The sequence below is a fragment of the Pedosphaera parvula Ellin514 genome (assembly GCF_000172555.1).
Taxonomy (GTDB): domain Bacteria; phylum Verrucomicrobiota; class Verrucomicrobiia; order Limisphaerales; family Pedosphaeraceae; genus Pedosphaera.
Genome location: NZ_ABOX02000062.1, coordinates 15,231 through 33,550, shown reverse-complemented (window position 1 = coordinate 33,550; position 18,320 = coordinate 15,231). Strand labels below are relative to the sequence as shown.

The window sequence follows — 18,320 nt, the reverse complement described above, 5'->3', positions numbered from 1 at the left end:
ACCACCGCTTCCGTCCGCGAACTGACCTGAAGTTTTTCATAGATATTGTGACAATGCTTGCGAACCGTCTCGATGTTCACGCCAAGCATGTCGGCAATTTCTTTGTATGGCAGCCCCTTTGAAAGCAACTCCAACACCTCGCGTTCGCGCACTGAGAGAGGATGCTCCTTGCCGGAACGTGACGGTTGATGATGAAAATGCTGCACAATCTTGCGCGCGATCAAACTGTTCAACGGTGAACCGCCTCGCCCCGCATCGCGTAAGGCTTCCAGTAATTTGTCGCCAGTTGCAGAACGTCCTTTGAGCAGATAGCCAACTGCCCCTGCCAGCAACGATTTGAAGATCGCATCCGCATCTTCATAAACCGTGAGCATCACGAATTGTGTGCCGGGCAGTAGCGCCTTGAGATGCCGTACGCAATCAATTCCGCTCATCTTCGGCAGATTGATGTCCATCAAAACCACGTCGGGCTTGTGGCGCGGGATTTCCTCCAGCGCATTTTCCGCTGACCTATGGCAGCTCACAAACGTAAAGCCATTCGCCTGCTGCAACTGATGCGAGAGCTGCTCGCGCGCCACATTGTCGTCTTCCACCACGCAAACGCGCACCGGTCGCAATACGGTCGCGTCGGGAGCCGGTTCTGATTTGGCGTTGACCATTTTCATGATTCTTGTCTCGAAACTCCGTTTACGCCAATTACACGTCCGTGTAACACTTCGCTCGGCACAAACAAGCGCACCGTCGTTCCCTTGCCAGGCTGATTGTCGAGTTGGAACCGTCCTCCGATGCTTTCCAGACGCCGCCGCATGTTCGGCAACCCATTGCCATCCCGTGAGACCGAACCCGGATCAAATCCCTTGCCATTGTCCGCGATGGCGATGCTCAATCCCGACTCGTCCAGTTGCAATATCAAACGGACTTCCGTCGCAGCCGCATGAGTGACCGCGTTCTGCAATGCCTCGCGCGTGGCGAGCAGCAGATTATGCCGAATCTCCGCACTCAATGGCACTACCGGCAAAACCGTAGGAACGTCCAGCACACATCGCACGCGCGCCAGCGTCAAATGCTCCTGCGCGAACTGACTGAGATAATTCGCCAGGCTTTCCAGCGAATCGTGGCGTGGATTAATGGCCCAGACAATTTCATCGAGCGACTGGATTGTCCGCCGCGCCGTGGCGGGAATAAGGCCAAAGTAGCGATTCATTTCCTGCGCATCGCTCTGTCCCTCCACCCGCTGACTCAAGAAAACAATCTGCGCGAGATTCGCGCCGAGGTCGTCATGCAAATCTTTCGCGATGCGCGATCGTTCCTGCTCCAACGCGCTGCGACGCTCGGTCTGTTCACGCAATTGGATTTCTATCGTCAATTGCACTGTTCGCTCTTCAACCTGTCGCCGCAATTGCTTGATCCAGACCAGCGCCGCTAAAATCACGCACGCCATCCCCCCCATCATTATCAATGCCCGCTGCACCGTCCACCATGATGGTTTGGCCAACACCACCAGGTCCGCCGCCGAACGCGTCAGGATCCGCACTGCCGCGACGCGTTGCCCTAGTTCCGCGTACGGTGCGGGATCAACCTGACAAACCCCCGTCACGCGCAGCCGGCTGCCAGGAGCAATCGCCAGTGCCGCCGCTTCTTGCACCGGAACGAGCACCTGCAGCGTCCGGTCGTTCCACTCCAACGCCATCACCACCTGCGCGCCGATGGTGTTTTGTCCGAGCAGCACCCCCTCCACCGCAATCAATTGCGAATCCGCGCGCCCGTCATTCAATCCGTTTACCGTCGCTTCATAAAGTTGCACTGGATTTCCGCTGCTGATTTTCTTCACAGTCACTTCAGTCAGCACCGGCGAGTAATTCCGTGTCTCGGGAAAACCAATGACTTCCACCCGGTCGCCCGCCGCAAATCGCAAATCCGCCCGCACAGGCGCATTTGTTTGCTGCGTGCGCCAGAATAACCAGCGCGACCGCCCGAAACGCGCGTCGAGCACGACGTCTTCCTTCAAAATCGCCATCGCCCCCCCGTTTGTGTCTTGAAGAAATAATTTCTGATTCTCCTGCAACGTCACGACACCATCAACCTTCACGCGATGGTACGATTCACGCGGCCCGCTCAAGCTGAGCAAGCTGCCAATCGGTCGCACTGGCAATGTCGCAGGATTCACCGGCGGCTCTATCACGTCCACATTCTCCAGTGAAGGAATTAACAGATGGAGCCCTTGAATCCGACCGCGATCATCCAGCGCCGTCACACCCACGCCGCGCACCCGCACCGCCGCGTCCACCAAATTTTTTACCAGTCCCGCCGCGCCTGCACTCAGGCTTGCCGTCACTTCACGTCCATAACAGATCAACAACAGATGCGCGCCATCGGTCGAACGCACCACACCCTCAATTTCAATCCATTGCGCGTCCGTCCGCCCGCTCATCAATTGACTCAGCGACATCCGCTGCGGCTCAGGCCATTTCCCTTTGCCCAGCACCGTGACGCGATCTGCCGACACCACCGGATTGCCGGCGTCGCCCAAACCACCCCAGCCTTCCACCTCGATATAGTAGCCCGGCTCGGTAACTTTGCGGCTTTCATTGCCTTGGAACGCCACTTCTACTCCTGCCGTGTCATCCTGCATGAACGCGCCAAACAATTCCGTCACCACCCCGCGAAATATCACATGCGGGCGCTGCTGTAATTGCTCCTGCGTCAATCGCCGAATCTGTTCAATCTTCGTCAATGTGCCAGGAACTGGCGCGGCTCCATTGGCAGTTGCTCCACCTGACTGAACTTTTCCATCTCGTGATTGCGTTCCCGTTACAGTTACAGCATCCGGTCCCGCCGCCCATAAACCAGCGGCCACCCACATCCCTTGATCATTGAACGCACCTCGACACAAGCCACGCACCGTCACGCGCGATCCGGTCGGCGGCAATGAGAGTGAATCTGTCGCTCCACGCCAGTAAATCCGCATCGCGCCCCCCGCATCACTAATATCGAAAGAAATTTCCCCGTCGCCAAAACGCCGATACTGCACCTCACCCACGACCTCCACCCACTTTAAATTTTCCCGCGCTGTCAGTGGTTGCTCCATGACAATCTGCTCAGGCTTGGAGGCAGCTTTCTCCCCGCGCATTTGCACCGAGCCATTTGTAAGGCAAACTTTTCGGGAACTCCACGCGCTTGACCCCAAAAACGTGACAGGTTGCCCTGGTTGCAAATTTTCCTCCCCGGTCAACGCCGAAATTTCCATGCAACCCGAAGCATCCGCGATGCTCCACTCGTTAGTTGCACCCGTGCGCCCCACCGCCACGGCTTCGATTTGCACTCGATAACCGTCACCAGCCCGCGCCCGCAGCGCGATCAACTGACTGATATTGGTCACCGTCGTTCCCGTCGGCGCAGCGTACTGCCATTGAATCCATGAAGCGCAAGTCTCCCGATTACTCGGTTTGTCGAGCCACTTGGTTTCCTTCCGGCCATCAAACAATTTCACCGCCAGCTCCGACGGCGGATTGTCGCCCTGTGCAGTGATGGTATCGGTGAAAATGGGAATCGGTTCGAGATCATTCTCCGTCGCGCCCATGGGTTCGATTTCGGCCAACTGCACCGAGTTCGCCACCTTGGGATCGCGAACCAAATCAATTTGCAGCCGGTAAATCTCAAACGTCGCTGGTTTGCTCACCGCAAACACGCGCCGCTGATGGCGCTCGGGAAACACCTCGCTTTTGCGCGTGTCCAACGTCGTCCAGGTCTTGCCGCCATCGTTTGAACCGAGCAACCGCCAGTCCTGTGGATCGCGTTGCGGAAAATCATTCGCTGAAGTCAGCGCGTATTGCTGTATTACCTTTTTCAACCGCTCTGCTGCCTTCCCCCTCAAAATAGCGCTGAAGAAAACTAAAATACAAAGCAGCAACACCCATCCACGTCTCCCCCGCCAACAGACGCGCGCGCGCAAAGCTCGGTCGTTGAGTTCAGCAGGCTGCATGATTACTCCGAGTGTAAGCCGTAATCCGCAACCACTTCAATGCCTATTGAAGTTGCACTTTGAAAAACTTCTGCGGCACGCTAGGAATCACAATGAAGGGCGAAGTCGCACTAAGATTGGTCGTCCACGGCCCGAGCACATTCGTGGCTTCGAGCAAAAATCCACTGCTCCAGGTCAGTTGCAAATTGCTCCCCGCGTATCGGACCCCTAGCGTCACCGGCTGCGACACGGCGGGTTGCAACACTATGATGTTGTCCACCAACAACGTTCCCGAAGCCCGCGCCAGCGTGCCGACAAAGTTTGTGGGCGAAACCCACAGCCCTGCAGACCACGTCCTGGAAAACGCCGTCCCCGCTGTTGCACCATTTAAATCCACCGCCAAACCACCCGCTGTCAGATTCGTCACCTCCATCGTAGCGGTGCGAGTCGCATCGTCCAGCGTCACTGTGATGCGATACCAGTCAGTAGTATTTGCCGCGACGCCGCTGGAATAAGTTGCCCCGCCCGCAATCAAATCGCGAAAACCGAAATAGGAAATACCGCCGCTGTCATTCACGCCCGCAAACACGCCGCTCTCGCTTTGCGAAAACAAGCCATCGTGATTCGGATCCGTAAATCCGGCCACACCAGCCTTGTTGCCGCCAGGTGCGAACAAGTCGAAGCGGAACTTTTTCCCCAGCACCACGTTCGTGTTTGCGCCGATATAAGCGTTGCCTGGATCACCCGAACCCAGCGCCTGACCGCCTGGATACAAACCCGAGGCCGTGGTGGTAACAATCGCACCTCTGCCACCACTCGTGGATTGCGACCAGCCTTGCTGCCCAATGAACTGGGCATTGGTCGCGCCAACGGCTGTTGTGTTCGCGACGTTGCCCGGCAAATTGAACGGCGACTCGAAATCAAAACCAATCCCAGCCAGCTGATTCGTGGGTGGCTGATAAACATTCGTCGGACTTTGATAAAACCATGCGACGATTCCACCTTCCACCCCTGCCGAGACCGCGAGTACATTCGTTTGCATCACCGTGCCGACTTCGAGATAGGAACTGTTGTCCCGGATGTAATCAGCCTGATACGTCACATTGGAACTTAGGAAGCTCAACGGAATGTTCCAGATTCGTACCGAACCGGGATTCATCGCCGCGACAAACCAATCCGTCCCTTTGCGGCGCGCGAACACCGCCGTCTGCCCGATCTGACTTTGCTCCAGAACAATCGTCTCGTCCCACATCGCGGGAATCTTTTTGATCAACAAGGCAAACGGGCTTTGCGCCACCACATCAGAACGCTCGGCAATCGTGATCATCGGTCCGGGCATCGCAATCATCGAAGCGACTTCAAATGGCACCGTCCGCGCACCGCGCAATCCGCCTTGCAACGCCAATGGCGTGAAATCCGCCGGCCCGGCGAGAAATCGCGCAAACGGCGGGACTGAATGCGAGAACGACCCGGGGAATTGTTCCTTGCCAAATACACCCTCAAACTGCAGCAGGTTTGGATACGTGCGGAATTGCCCGGTCGGCTTGGACGTGCCGTGAAAGTTGGCGACGAGTTTATACGCCGCCGCTTCCCGCAAAATGTCTTCCTGCAGTTTCACGCGCTCCTTAGCTGCCGCGCTGACCGAGCTGTAATCAAAGAAGTCCGCCTTGAAACCCGCCACACCGTAGTTGGTGAGTTGCTGGAAAAACGCCGTGCGTTGCGCCTGCGAGTTCAGTTCCGACGATTGCTTCCACAACAACACCTTCACGCTGCGCGCGGTCGAGTAATTCACCACCGCTTGCACTTGCGGCCACGGATTGCCGCCATTCCAATTCGCCCAGCCTTCATCCACCGTGTTGTATTCCCAACCCAACTGCGACGCCCAATACGAATTCGTCATCGCGTTGGTGTAAGTGATTCCACCCGGCTGCGGATTCAACCAATCCCAAACCGACCGTCCCGGCGCCGCCCAACTTGTCGCTGCGCCTTGTGGAAACAACACCGCATCCGGGGCAGGCGACAAACTCTCGACCATGTCATTGTTCACGAGCGCGTTCAAATCCGCCCCAACCATGATGACGTGCCACGGTGTATTCGTAACTGAACCGTTCATCACCGCGCCGGTTGTGCTGTCCTGATTCGTCGGATAGGGCACGCGCAACTCGCGCCCCGGCGCGTTGGCTGTCTTGGTTAGATACGGATTCGGAAATGCTCCGAGATTTGCCTCCGTCAGCGCTACGAAACCGTTCAGGCCGGAGAGTTGAATCGTTACTGGCGGACCAAGCGTGGCGTTGGTCGCGAGGGCGGTAATGTCGGCACTGCCATACATGCCCTCGTAAACTGAGTTTCCACTCTGCGACCAGACAACGCTGCTCTCAGGAATCACGAAGGATGTGGATTCAGCAGTGACATTCTTGGTGGCGCCGCCCATCAGTTCATAACGCAGCGCGACGCCATTATTGAAAGTCCGCACGTTTAGCACGTATGATATCCCCGAAGCCGGATGAAAGATGGAGATGGCCTGCCCTTGATAATTGTTTGTAGCAAACGCATGGATCCCATGACGCGAAGCAAACGCCTCGTTCACAGTGTAATTGTTGGTTGCCATTATCACGACGCCGACACCAAGATTCGTGCCGTTCACAGTTAACCCAAGCGCCGACGTCTCGATGACGGGCACGCCACTATGCGAAACGGAGTAAGTCAGATTGCTATTCCACACATCCACCGTCGCGACCACCTGACCGTCAGGACTGGCAATCGCATTTGCGGCAATAACTTCGATGCTTCCGTCCAGCGCCAGACGATTCGTCCAGGTTTTGCCGGGGCCGGGCGACGGAAGATTAGCCGCCGCAAACCCAGCAACGGGCTGATTGAACAATTGAAAACTATCGCCCATTTGCAGCGTCGGCCCAGGATTTACCACCGTCAGCGTCCCGCCACCAGTTAGTGTCCCGGTGCAATTCAATTGGTCACAAGCCGGCGCGTTGGTGCGATTCAATTCCATCTGCACCGAACCGCTGAGTGTCACGTCGCCCTGAACTGTGAGTGTTCCCATCGAGCTACCCGGCTGAACCTCTGATCCCGCCGGAACGCTCAACGCCCCGATAATTGTTCCACTGCCGCGCAGCAGTTGCCCGCCGTTCAACGTCAATGTTTGATCCGCGCGCGAAAGCACATCGAACGACGCACCGCTGGCGATGGAAATTTCGGCGCTGTTGGTGATTGAACCGATCCCGCTCAGCGCAAAAACTCCGGCGTTGACCGCGGTGTTGCCGGTGTATGCTTGCGCTCCCGTCAACGTCAGCTGACCTGCGCCGGTCTTGACCAGCGCCCCACTGCCTCGGACAGTTCCGTTGAATATCTGCGTAGAGGGATTCGCAAAGATCACTGTGGCGTTGTTGGTGATTTCACCGGTGACTCCGCCGTTGCGGGAGATTCCATCACCCAGTTGCAGTGCACCGCCGGAGATGGTGGTGTTGCCCACGAACGTATTCATCGCCGTAAGCGCATTGGTGCCGTTGCCGGCCTTGCGCAGCGACAGGCCCCCTGCCCCCGCCAAAATCAAGCCTTGAAACACGCCGCCTGAAGCGTTGCCTGAGCCGATGGTGAGAACGTTGTTCGTCCCGCTCATGTTGTTCCAAATCGTTCCGCCCCCGCCGCTGAGATTCCCAACCGCCAAATCCGAGCCGTTCAGATTCAAAGTGCCGAATCCGCGCCCGGCATTTGTAAAAGTCAAAGCCCCGTCGGAGCTACCCAGCGTTCCCGCTGCACTGATCTGCAAAGTATGCGGCGCTTCGATCACTGTGCCTCCGGTATAAGAGTTAACCCCGGAAAGCGTAACCGTGCCGTTTAACGGCGAACTTGCGCCCGCGCCGATGCGCAACGCACCCAACCCGCTGATCAACGCCGGAAAGCTGAACGAGTTTCCTGCGGATCAATTTTCCCGCCGCCCCGACTGCAACGTGACTTTGCCGCCGAGCAATGCGCTGTTGCCTGCCCAGTTCGCCACCTCGCCACCGTCGAGAAACAAATCCGTGCCTATGGAAACATAGCGACTTCCGCTCGTATTCTTAAAAGCCAGCACGCCACCATTTGACAAAGTCAGCGAGCTGCCCGCAAACGTGTGATGCGCGGGGTCCTGCGGAGTGCGCAACGTATGACTGCCCGCCACGACGTAATGCGTCGTCCATAACGGGGCCGCCCCTCCCGCCCAGTTCAAGCCACTTTCAAAACTACTCGTGTTCGCGGCATCGCTGGCATTCAGAAATACAACCGAACCACCGGGATTCTGTGTCGGCGGCACGAGATTAACTATGAGAACAGAGCCCCAACAGCCGAACGAAAAGCGCGCGTCATCAGGAGTTTGATCCCACCACTTGGACCAGGACAGATTGTCGGACGAGCGACGCACATTCCATGCAGCATTGGCGTTTTGCTGCAACCAAAGTTGATACGAGCTTTGCAGGCCGCGCTGGTTCATGAACTTCACCATCCAGCGGATAAAGATGCCGTTGAAGCCGCCAAGATCGCTATCCTCCTCGTAATTCGGCAACTGCCCGCCCGTGCCCATGCTGTTTTTTGTGTAATTCGCCGCGAGAATTGCATCGTTGGTATAGCCGAGGAAATTCGCCGCGCCGATGAACGTGCCTTCGTTGTAGGTGATCGGCGTCATGTCCTTCGTCCCGGAAATATTGATACTGTCGTACACGCGCCCCGTGTTCGTGTCCACCAGCGTCGCGCGCTCCCATTGATAAATGGTTTCCGACTTCGCGAGATAATTTGTGTCGCCGTAGTTTTGGTAAATCAGATACGAAGCGATGGCCGCCGGACCATTCACGCACGCATTCTTCGACGTGTTCAACGGCGACTTCCACCACAGCCCGCCTCCGAGATCGCTCGACCACGCTCGTGCGTAGCACGAATCAAAATTGCTCCTGGCCACGTCGCGATACGTCGTGTTGGCGGTGTATTGGTACGCCCGCGAACACGCGATCACCATCCACATAATGTCGTCGTTGAACTCATTCCAAATCCAGTCCGTGCCGTAGTCGGAGACGAAGCCGTTGTAGAGTTGCTGGAATTGCGTGAGGTAAACCGTGTTGCTTGACTGCTCGTAGAGATCAATCAGCATCTCCATTTGGTTCGCGCGTCCCCAGAACCATGTTGTCCCGCCGTCGGTGGTGTTGCGAAAGTAACCGAGATTCCCATTCGTAGTGAAATAGAACGCGTTGTTAAACGACGTGACCATCGTCTGTGCGTCCGTAGCGGTGTAGGCGATAGCCTTGAAGTTACTAAAGGCAACGCCCAGCGCAACCAACCAGATCATCCAAACAACACGGAACGGAGCGGCAGTTCGTGTGGAACACCCCAGATTAAACGCTTGGTTGGGCTTTGCCGTTGGACTATGGAATTGATCCTTCAAACTCAACATAAAGTAAAAGTTTCAAAATTGCATGATCGCGTAAGTGCCAACTCGCCCAAGTCAGCGCAGACTCGCCGTGGATGTCCTTTGCACTCTTGTCTGCTCCGGCTCGAATCCATGACTCGATCATTTCTGCGTCACCATAAGCGGCAGCACGGTGAAGTGGCATTTCGCCACGCGTGCGAACGTCACGAGCAAAACAAAAAGTGCGAACCTGCGGGCTTGTCCTGCGGGTCACATCCGCCCCTGCCGCAATGAGCGCTTTCACGATTTGAGTGCGGCGCAGGTTGCTGCTTTTAGTGATGACCTGATGCAACACTGACTCGCCGGTAGCTTCGGCAAAGGCGTTTGGATCAGCCCCAACGTCGAGAAGGAGCACGCAAGCGCCTGCTTGCCCATTGTAGGCAGCGGCTTCAAAGGGCCTTGCCTTGTTAATGCTGGGCAGATTGATCTGTGCGCCAGCTTCAAGGCTCTGCTTGATGAGCATGAGGTCGCCGTTCCAAGCTGCATGCCACAAGGTTTGTTCGAGCGATAACATGGCGGTTTCAGTATCTAACTTGTGATTAAGCATCACCTCTTTGTCCGAGAACTTCGGTCGCTTGAATTGTGACCACACCAAGCAGCAACAATCCGCACGTGAATAAGATTCGGCCTTGCGAGGACAGATGAAGGGGCGACATTTTCAAAACGATTTTGTGCGGATGTTGGTGACATAGTTCAGTGCTTCCACGCTGGACACACGATCAGCCCAAGTGGATTAAAGGAGTCTCACACCAAGCCTTGCGGCCAGCCATTACACTTTCGTGTAACATAATTCAAATGCGCAGGAAGGTTGTCTTGTGCGTGGTGGAGTCGCTTCAAATAGTGAGCGACGGAAACCATCGGTGAGCGCATGCCGAACCGTTCATGCACGTTAAACGATTTGGCGTTTGCTTATCGCTGAAACAAGGTCTCAGCATCCCTTAAATCGGTGAAAAGCGCTTACTGTTTCAGGGGATTGTGGGTTCAGGGCTATCTGTTACCATTTCACGCACAGCCACAAATAATGAGTCAAAGCAATGACCTTGCGACTTTTGCCTACTCCACATTCACTCATTATCAGAACAAAACAACAAACCGTTAAAAATGAAAACGACAACTTACAAAACCCTGTATCATCTGCGTAGTGCATGGTGTTTATTAATTTCGATCGCACTCCTGTTGAGTGCAACCGGGGCGGCTTTTGCCTTTACTACAGCGGACAGAGCCGCCGCTTATGGAGCTTGGAAGAATGCTTTCTATTTTACGAGCAACGGTCGAGGCTATTTCAGGGATCATGACGGAAGTAGCACTGTGCAATGGTTCTGGCAGTTTGGGTCATGCATGGACGTCGTGAATCGTGCTGTACAGCTCGGCCTTGATAGTCCAGCCACGGTTGATGCATTGTGCCAGGGTTTTACTAACCAGTACGGATTAGACTGGTCCTGGAACACATGGAACGACGATGTCTCCGGTATGTCCAGGTCACTGGTCGGTGCTTATGAAATAACCGGGGACAGGACTTGGCTGAATCTCGCCAAATCTGGTTTTGATCTAGGTTACAGCAGAGGCTACGTCCCCGCGAATGGAGGATTAGATGAATATGTATGCACTACCGATTGCCTTGAGGCCACTGAAACCACTGATGGGATAATTATTCCCTGTTATATGCTCTCTCAGTATTTGCCCGATTCCGGTTATGCTACCAAGGCGCAAGGTCTATATAATTATTTGCTAAACTATACTTTTAATCCCACGACCGGCATGGTATCGGGAACACCAAACAGCACGGATAGCAGCTTAGCCACTTCTGATTACGGCTTCTTCATGCAATCAGCCGTCCTTTATGGCAATACCAGTTACGCACAGAAAGCAGCCGATTATGCGTGGAATCGCTGGGGTGTCGGCATGAATAGTTCTTCCGATGGGGCCTCGGGCTTCTGTTTGCGGGCCATGGGGCTAACCGGAATCAACGTTTCCCGCGCGCAGCAGACTATCAATACTGCGTGGAGTTTCCGCAATTCGCGTGGATTGACTTCTCCCCCATGGTGGTACCGACTAAGTGACACTGCCACCGTAGATAACTATGCAGCCATGCAACTTGTCATGGGAATGCTAAATGTACCGCCGGCGGATACAGTTATTCTCACTATTAATTCTGCAACCTATGCGCCAGTTGACGGTTCAAACGGTGGGGCGAATGTCACCAACCGCATCGCCAACAACGTCAGCAACAATTCGCTTAGTTTGGCAGTAAATAATACCTCCATGGGAGGTGATCCAGCCCCAGGCCACGTCAAACAGTTAACCATGATCTGTACGGTCGGGGAGCAGAACACCGTGATCACTCCGGAAAATTCAACCATAAACATAAGGGTCGAATCTGGACAAATAGTATCAGCAAGGTATGCGCCTGTTGACGGTTCGAACAGTGGGACCGACGTCACCAGCCTCCTCACCGGGAATATCAGCAATGGCACGCTCATTATGTCGGTAACAATACCACAATGGGAGGTGATCCTGCCTCCGGCCATGTCAAACAGTTGACCGTCACCTATACGGTAGGGTGGCAGCAAACCGTCGTTGTCGCTGAAGGTTCGAGCATTAACGTAATGGGCGGCACCGGAACAAGGGCAATAGTGTCAGCAAACTATGCGCCAGTTGACGGTTCGAACGGCGGTGTAGATGTTGCCAGCCGATTCGGCGCTGTGCGCGGCGTAACCATAGTCAGTGACACGATGGGAGGCGATCCCGCCCCAGGTAAAGTCAAGCAGTTGAAAATGGTTTACAGCGTAGGAGGAAAGCAGGAGACCGTTACGGTTCTCGAAAATGGAGTCCTAAACGTGGAATAATGCTTAAGCAGACATTCAGGAATAAAAGAATCAAACTTGTCAACCAGAAGTGATCAAAGGCAACGCCGTATTTCGAGTGTCCTTTCACCAAAGCAACCGAGCTTGCTTGCGACGTCGGTGCGGGATCGCACGGCTGCTCAAACCGCAACGGGATGACATTGCCCGAGCCAGGACGGTTTTCATAATCTTCCAGGGGTGGAATTTTCACATTCCGGCTTTTGGCATACATTCGGTGCACAGCTTTTGACGCATGTCCCAGCGCCTCCTGGGCATACCGTTCGGGATAGGCAGACTCAAGCGTCCGTTGTGCCCAGGCATAGCGGTAGGAGTGAAGACTCACCCCCTTGATGCCAACAACGCGACAGCGTCGGCTAAACTCGGCGGCTCTATCGGAGGAACTCAAAGCGGATTGCCTGCAAAAAAGCGGCCCTGTGGCGGGCAACTGCCTGAGGATGGCTTCCATGCGGAGACCAATCACCAAACGAGCTGGTTCACCGGTCTTGCTCCGCAAATAGAAAAGCTCGCGCTTATTCCAATCAATATTTTCCGCTCGCATCAGCGCGGCGTCGGACTGGCTGGCCCCCGTTTCCCAGAGCAGTTCATAATACAGTCGGCGCTCCCTGTCCTGCTCGCTCTGGAGCACCTTCGCATGCTCCTCTCGGGTGATACCCCGTTTTTCCTTCTCCTTGGGTTGCGGCCAGAGCTTGGGTGGAATAATCGGCCAGTGCAGCCAGCCCAGTCCTAAGGCGAGGTTGTGCAGGCACCGCAGAATGTGGTTATTGAAAGCGCCCATGGTCTTCAGAATCGTGCGGAAGTCGTCGGCAGTGGTTTCCACCAGCTTCTTGTGGCGGAGGAGATCGAAATTCTTTCTGGCAATGGCTCGCTGGTTACGGGCGCGGGTCGATTCTTTTCCTCGATTACAAAATTCCTCGATCACGACGGCCCATGTGCGACCAGCCAGGTTGGGATCAATGGCGGAGAGATAGGTTTTGGCCAGCGCCAGATTCAGCGCCGGTTGTTCGACCGATTGGTTTCGGGCATCGCGCAATCGCTCGGCTTCAACCGCGTCTTTGGTGCGCAGACTCTCCCGCTTCCGGGTCTGCGTATCTTCCAGGTAATAACAGCCATCTTCTCGCTGGTAGAGCCAGTAGCGATGCTTCAACCTCATAGCCTTTCGAGGGTAAGCCAAGCCGAAGCAACTGTGTTAGGGAGTAATGGGAGAGTGGGTGCGGAGTTGGCGCGAATTGTGACTCCAAAACCACGTATCCTCTCACTTTACTACACAGTTGGCCCATTTTGAGCGACTACAGTGGGAGCTGTCGTTGACTTTCAACGACTTGAAGAATGGCTCCAAAGGTAGGACTCGAACCTACAACCGATCGGTTAACAGCCGATTGCTCTACCATTGAGCTACTTTGGATGCCAAAATGGACGCGCAATTTACAAAGCGATTGGCTACGCGTCAACAGATTTTACCCTGATTCATGCGCGCTGGCAACGAGGACAATAAAATGTGCTGCGGGCGGCTTGCACAAATCGCTTAATTCCGGCACCACATTTACCGCAGGATTGGCCTAAACGGTCGTAAACGAGCAGTCTTTCCTGATAAAACTCGGAGGAGTCTCCGGCACTTCCGTAATAGAAGTGGCCGTTTTTGCCTTCAATGCCCACAAAATCGAGCGGAAGAGTGCTTCCGCACTGGATGGCTTGTTCCAATACCTCCTGAATCGCCTTGCGGAGGTGTTTTGCCTGAATGGGTTTGATCTTCCTGGAGGATAGCTTGGGAGAAATACCAGCCCGATAAAGAGCCTCACTGGCGTAAATATTTCCAACTCCGGCGACGAGTGATTGGTCCAAAAGCTTTACTTTGACGGGTTGAGTGGAGCGTTTGAGGGCATGATGGAAGTATTCGTCGGTGAATTCTGGACTCCAAGGTTCCGGACCGAGGGCCGCAAGGCTGCGAGTATCGAGGGTAAATCGGCCAAAATAGCGCGTGTCTTCAAACACGAACCTTTCACGTCCGAGTCCGAGGATGACGGCGGCATGTTTCGGCAAGCCAGCATTTTTTGGCAGCAGGTACATGCGACCAGTCATGCCGAGGTGCCCTAAAAGCTGTAATGGACACTGCATGCGGGGTGATTTGAGGAAAAACAAGAGATATTTACCACGTCGGGACAAATGAGTGAACCTGGCACCTGTCAGGGCCTCTTCCAGGTCTGATGCGGTGGTCGGCGCGAGAACCTTGGAACGGCGGATTTCGACGTCGGTGATCTTCTTGTTTGTGATGAGTGGCGCCAAATGGCGGACTAGGATCTCGACTTCGGGCAGTTCAGGCATGAGCGTCTTTTGAACCAGTTTCAAACTGGATCAACGGGAGTGCAAGTAAAAGGTTAGTTAAACGGTCGGGGCATGGAGAAGCGCGATGACTTCTTCGTCAGTGGTTTGATCGAATTCGTCGTAGTATTGGCCAACCGCCATAAAACCCGGGTCAATTAGGAGTGCAATCACCTCGTCAGCAACCCGGGACAGGTGATGGTAGGCGCTGGTGGATGCGACAGGGGCGGCAACGATTATGCTAGTTGCACCCAGTTTTCGGGCGGCTTTGACGGCGACCTCGGTGGTGGCACCGGTGGCGATACCGTCATCCACCAGGATCACGCGCTTTCCCTTGACGTACAAGGATGCTTCATGAAAGCGGGCCCGGTAATTGGCAAGTGTCTGATTTTCTTCGGCAATGACTTCGTCCAGTTCGTCTTTGCTGACGAAACTTTCACGGATGGCGTCCTGATGCAACAGCACCACACCACCTTCGGCGATAGCTCCAATTCCATATTCACGATGGCGGGGGTGACCAATCTTTCGAACCACCAGCACATCAAGCGGTTTGTGAAGGGCATGGGCGACTTCGGCTGCCACCACAACACCTCCGCGCGGCAAACCCACAATTAGATCCACCTGCAAGTCGCGCTGCACAAGGTCTTCTGCCAATTGCCTCCCGGCATCCTCTCGTGATGAGAAGGTCATAAATAATCAATCGGCTGGGATGACAAAATTTGCAATAGGCCGGGTGCGTCATTATAAAAGAAAAAGAAGCGCGGTTTGACAGCGCTTCTTTATCCAAAACCCGGAAAGTTTCGCTCAGCCCAAATTACGAGGTAACCAGCGTTCCAACGTTCTCGCCCAATACCACGCGTTTGAGATTATGCGGACGGAAGAAATCGAAAACAACGATCGGCATTTTATTGTCCATGCACAGAGAAAATGCGGTTGAGTCCATCACCTTCAATTGCTTTTGGAGTGCATCCAAATAGCTGATTTGATTGAAGCGTTTGGCTTTGGAGTTCTTCTTCGGATCACTGTCATAGATGCCATCAACTTTGGTCGCCTTCAAAATAACTTCAGCGCCGATTTCATTTGCGCGAAGAGCCGCGGCGGTATCGGTTGAAAAATAAGGGTTCCCCGTGCCGCCACCAAAGATAACCACCCTCCCCTTTTCCAGGTGACGAACGGCGCGACGACGAATGAAGGTCTCGGCCACCTGTGCCATGGTAATGGCGGTTTGCACCCGGGTGGCAACACCCAGTTTTTCAAGGGCATCCTGCAGAGCCAGTGAATTGATAACGGTGGCAAGCATGCCCATATAGTCACCGGTGGCGCGTTCAATGCCGCGTTCGCTTCCGGCCAGACCACGGAAAATATTTCCGCCACCGATCACGATCACAACCTCGACTCCCAATTCGCGCACTTCGCGAATCTGCTGGGCCATATCGTGGACTGCTTCGGGTGAAATACCTAGACCTGCCTGACCGCCCAGCGCTTCACCACTGAGCTTCAACAGAATACGTCGGTACCTGGGTTTTAAGGATTTTTTCATGGGCCAAATAATGCTGCTACCGCGAAATCGCGCTGTGTTTTTAACAGTGACAGACAAAACCGTCAATTGATATGCCGGTCTTCAAGGTGGAGCCATTCTGATGTTTCAGCGCGAATTTAAACGGAATGCTTTCCTTTTAAGATTAACATCGTACGACAAAAAAGGCGTCCGTAAGGACGCCTTTGAAATGATGTAATGATTGCTTAAGCAGCTGGAGCTTCGCCAACCTGGAAACGCACGAAACCACGAACGGTAATTTCGTCACCCAATTGCTTGGATACAGAAGCGACATGTTCCCTGACCGTGACTTCCGAGTTCCGCTTCACGAATCCCTGATCAACCAGGCAGTACCCCTGATAAAACTTATCCAGGACGCCTTGGAGAATTTTTTCCAACGCAGCCGCCGGCTTGCCTTTCAGACGATCCGACTGAGAAGCAATCTCGCGTTCCTTGGCAATCACGTCCGCCGGAACGTGCTCACGAGAAACAACGCCCGGGCTACCGGCCGCGATCTGCAAAGTAATGTCGCGGACAAGCTGTTTGAATTCCTCGTTGGCCACGGTGGATTCCTTGCCGGCACCGACTTCAACCAATACTCCAACTTTGGCGCCGGTATGGATATAAGCCGCAACCATGCCGTTGCCGCTGACTTCCAGGCGGTGATGGCGCGCGATCTGGATGTTTTCACCAATCTTGGCCACCTGCGCGGTGCGCATGGCTTCCAAATCAGTCTTCGGATTGTTCAACAAGGTCTTGGCCACTTCATCGCAGAAAGCGCGGAAGCCTTCGTTGCGGGCCACGAAATCGGTTTCGCAGTTGATTTCAACCAAAATGCCAGCTTTTGCTCCCGGTGCGATGCTTTGGGCAATAACGCCTTCATTCGCTTCGCGGGAAGCCTTTTTGGCAGCGGAAGCAGCGCCCTTCTTGCGAAGAATGTCCACGGCTTTTTCCATGTCACCAGCAGCTTCGGACAAAGCCTTTTTGCAATCCATCAGACCAGCGTTGGTCATTTCCCGTAATTTGCCTACAGAGGCAGCAGTAATTTCAGCCATAATAAATTCCTTTTTCTTGAGAGTTAAAAAGAAGGAACGCGGTACGACCCATCGGCCTGAACCGCGTTCCACCGATAAGTTTAAGCCTGAGCGCCGATGGTCTGCTCCGGGGCAGCAGGAGCAGCTTCAGCTGGCTCCACAGTCTTGCGACGGGCGTGCTTGGCTTCGTATTCAGCCTGGGCCTGGGTGATGACCTGGCCAACTGTATTCAAAACCATGCGCACAGAGCGAATAGCGTCATCGTTGCCAGCGATCGGAAAATCCACGAGATCAGGATCGCAATTGGTGTCAACGAGAGCGACAACCGGAATGTTCAAGCGACGGGCTTCAGCCACAGCGTTGTGTTCGCGCTTGATATCGACAAGGAACATCGCGGCTGGATACTTGTCCATCGAGCGGATACCATCAAAATACTTGAATTGACGGGCATGTTCGCGGCGAATGGCTGATTGCTCCTGCTTGACGTACTGATTGATGCCGCCATCAGTTTCCATCTTCTCAATCTGCTTCATCCGGGCGATCGACTTCTTGACCGTCTGGAAATTGGTGAGGGTACCACCGAGCCAGCGTTCCGTTACAAAGAACTGGCCGCATTCCTTCGCGGTTTCCTTGACGGCTTCCTGGGCTTGCTTCTTGGTGCCTACGAACAGCACGCGACCGCCCTTGCTGACAGTGGTGGTTAGAAAATCACAGGCGGCTTGGAGGCCGGCGAGTGTCTTGCTGAGGTCAATGATATGAATCCCGTTACGAGCATCGAAGATGAAAGGTTTCATCTTGGGATTCCAGCGCTTGGTCTGGTGACCAAAGTGAACGCCTGCTTCCAATAATTCTTTTACACCGACATTAATACTCACAATATTTCCTTTTGTTACAAGTCCGCCATTTTCAGCGAACCATCCCGCGGAACACGGGATTGACTTGAGTGTTGTTGTGGTCACCCACGCTCACACGAGCACAGGTATTTTTAAGACCGTTCCCACTTGCGCGACAAATTGCTAAGTCCCACGAAAAGGGCTGAGCAAAATACCAAAATCACCCGAACTGGCAACTGTTATTTTAGGCCTAAATCGAGGATTTTACCAGAGTTACCCCACTTTTCGTCGCGATGATTTGGCTTAAAAAGTCATAAATTCACGTA

The 18,320-nt window shown here is 54.4% G+C and carries 13 protein-coding genes and 1 tRNA gene; 2 read left to right on the top strand and 12 right to left on the bottom strand.

Annotation, left to right across the window (positions count from 1 at the left end; all coding sequences use genetic code 11):
- The 5 genes from CFLAV_RS28405 to CFLAV_RS35290 form a co-directional block, all read right to left on the bottom strand.
- Nucleotides 1-665: response regulator transcription factor (locus CFLAV_RS28405; RefSeq protein WP_007418370.1), on the bottom strand; the 665-nt coding region annotated here is incomplete at its 3' end.
- The gene (locus tag CFLAV_RS28400) at nt 662-3,982 is read right to left on the bottom strand and encodes a sensor histidine kinase (protein WP_007418369.1); all 3,321 of its coding nucleotides are present in this window, start codon (nt 3,980-3,982) and stop codon (nt 662-664) included. The genes CFLAV_RS28400 and CFLAV_RS28405, both read right to left, overlap by 4 nt.
- A gap of 43 nt (nt 3,983-4,025) precedes the next feature.
- Complete coding sequence (locus tag CFLAV_RS28395) at nt 4,026-7,868, bottom strand: glycoside hydrolase family 97 protein (protein WP_007418368.1); 3,843 nt, start codon at nt 7,866-7,868, stop codon at nt 4,026-4,028.
- Between the two features lie 30 nt (nt 7,869-7,898).
- Nucleotides 7,899-9,290 carry a glycoside hydrolase family 76 protein gene (locus CFLAV_RS33355; protein WP_160164683.1) on the bottom strand — a complete coding sequence of 464 codons (1,392 nt, stop codon included), beginning with the start codon at nt 9,288-9,290 and terminating at the stop codon, nt 7,899-7,901.
- 76 nt (nt 9,291-9,366) lie between these two features.
- On the bottom strand, nt 9,367-9,924 hold the full coding sequence (locus CFLAV_RS35290) for an ankyrin repeat domain-containing protein (RefSeq protein ID WP_040550593.1): 558 nt from the start codon (nt 9,922-9,924) through the stop codon (nt 9,367-9,369).
- 587 nt (nt 9,925-10,511) lie between these two features.
- Here CFLAV_RS35290 and CFLAV_RS28380 point away from each other — a divergent pair.
- Nucleotides 10,512-11,951, top strand: a complete 1,440-nt coding sequence (locus CFLAV_RS28380) for a hypothetical protein (RefSeq protein ID WP_007418365.1) — start codon at nt 10,512-10,514, stop codon at nt 11,949-11,951.
- Nucleotides 11,912-12,256 carry a hypothetical protein gene (locus CFLAV_RS35285; RefSeq protein WP_007418364.1) on the top strand — a complete coding sequence of 115 codons (345 nt, stop codon included), beginning with the start codon at nt 11,912-11,914 and terminating at the stop codon, nt 12,254-12,256. The genes CFLAV_RS28380 and CFLAV_RS35285 overlap by 40 nt, the downstream gene beginning before the upstream one ends.
- Here the strand turns inward: CFLAV_RS35285 and CFLAV_RS28375 are convergent.
- From CFLAV_RS28375 to rpsB, 7 genes are all read right to left on the bottom strand, one after another.
- Nucleotides 12,219-13,424, bottom strand: a complete 1,206-nt coding sequence (locus CFLAV_RS28375) for a tyrosine-type recombinase/integrase (protein WP_007418363.1) — start codon at nt 13,422-13,424, stop codon at nt 12,219-12,221. The two genes, CFLAV_RS35285 and CFLAV_RS28375, sit on opposite strands and share 38 nt — an antisense overlap.
- A gap of 177 nt (nt 13,425-13,601) precedes the next feature.
- Nucleotides 13,602-13,676: transfer RNA gene (locus tag CFLAV_RS28370), tRNA-Asn, on the bottom strand.
- A 62-nt stretch (nt 13,677-13,738) separates the two neighbouring features.
- Nucleotides 13,739-14,593 (bottom strand): bifunctional DNA-formamidopyrimidine glycosylase/DNA-(apurinic or apyrimidinic site) lyase, encoded by an 855-nt coding sequence (gene mutM, locus CFLAV_RS28365; protein WP_007418362.1) that lies wholly within the window; start codon nt 14,591-14,593, stop codon nt 13,739-13,741.
- 57 nt (nt 14,594-14,650) lie between these two features.
- Entirely contained in the window at nt 14,651-15,280 is a 630-nt protein-coding gene (locus CFLAV_RS28360; protein ID WP_007418361.1) for a phosphoribosyltransferase, read from the bottom strand.
- Nucleotides 15,281-15,404: 124 nt separating this feature from the next.
- The gene (pyrH, locus tag CFLAV_RS28355; RefSeq protein ID WP_007418360.1) at nt 15,405-16,130 is read right to left on the bottom strand and encodes a UMP kinase; all 726 of its coding nucleotides are present in this window, start codon (nt 16,128-16,130) and stop codon (nt 15,405-15,407) included.
- A gap of 203 nt (nt 16,131-16,333) precedes the next feature.
- A complete protein-coding gene (tsf, locus tag CFLAV_RS28350; RefSeq protein WP_007418359.1) occupies nt 16,334-17,182 on the bottom strand; it encodes a translation elongation factor Ts in 849 nt (282 codons plus the stop codon).
- An 80-nt stretch (nt 17,183-17,262) separates the two neighbouring features.
- Complete coding sequence (gene rpsB, locus CFLAV_RS28345; RefSeq protein WP_007418358.1) at nt 17,263-18,036, bottom strand: 30S ribosomal protein S2; 774 nt, start codon at nt 18,034-18,036, stop codon at nt 17,263-17,265.
- Nucleotides 18,037-18,320 lie beyond the last annotated feature (284 nt).

Bases quoted from the DNA above. Each gene is read 5' to 3' on its own strand.
- CFLAV_RS28400 (WP_007418369.1), bottom strand. From the start codon at position 3,982: ATGCAGCCTGCTGAACTCAACGACCGAGCTTTGCGCGCGCGCGTCTGT.
- CFLAV_RS33355 (WP_160164683.1), bottom strand. From the start codon at position 9,290: ATGATCTGGTTGGTTGCGCTGGGCGTTGCCTTTAGTAACTTCAAGGCT.
- CFLAV_RS35290 (WP_040550593.1), bottom strand. From the start codon at position 9,924: ATGTTATCGCTCGAACAAACCTTGTGGCATGCAGCTTGGAACGGCGAC.
- CFLAV_RS28380 (WP_007418365.1), top strand. From the start codon at position 10,512: ATGAAAACGACAACTTACAAAACCCTGTATCATCTGCGTAGTGCATGG.
- CFLAV_RS35285 (WP_007418364.1), top strand. From the start codon at position 11,912: ATGGGAGGTGATCCTGCCTCCGGCCATGTCAAACAGTTGACCGTCACC.
- CFLAV_RS28375 (WP_007418363.1), bottom strand. From the start codon at position 13,424: ATGAGGTTGAAGCATCGCTACTGGCTCTACCAGCGAGAAGATGGCTGT.
- mutM (WP_007418362.1), bottom strand. From the start codon at position 14,593: ATGCCTGAACTGCCCGAAGTCGAGATCCTAGTCCGCCATTTGGCGCCA.
- CFLAV_RS28360 (WP_007418361.1), bottom strand. From the start codon at position 15,280: ATGACCTTCTCATCACGAGAGGATGCCGGGAGGCAATTGGCAGAAGAC.
- pyrH (WP_007418360.1), bottom strand. From the start codon at position 16,130: ATGAAAAAATCCTTAAAACCCAGGTACCGACGTATTCTGTTGAAGCTC.
- tsf (WP_007418359.1), bottom strand. From the start codon at position 17,182: ATGGCTGAAATTACTGCTGCCTCTGTAGGCAAATTACGGGAAATGACC.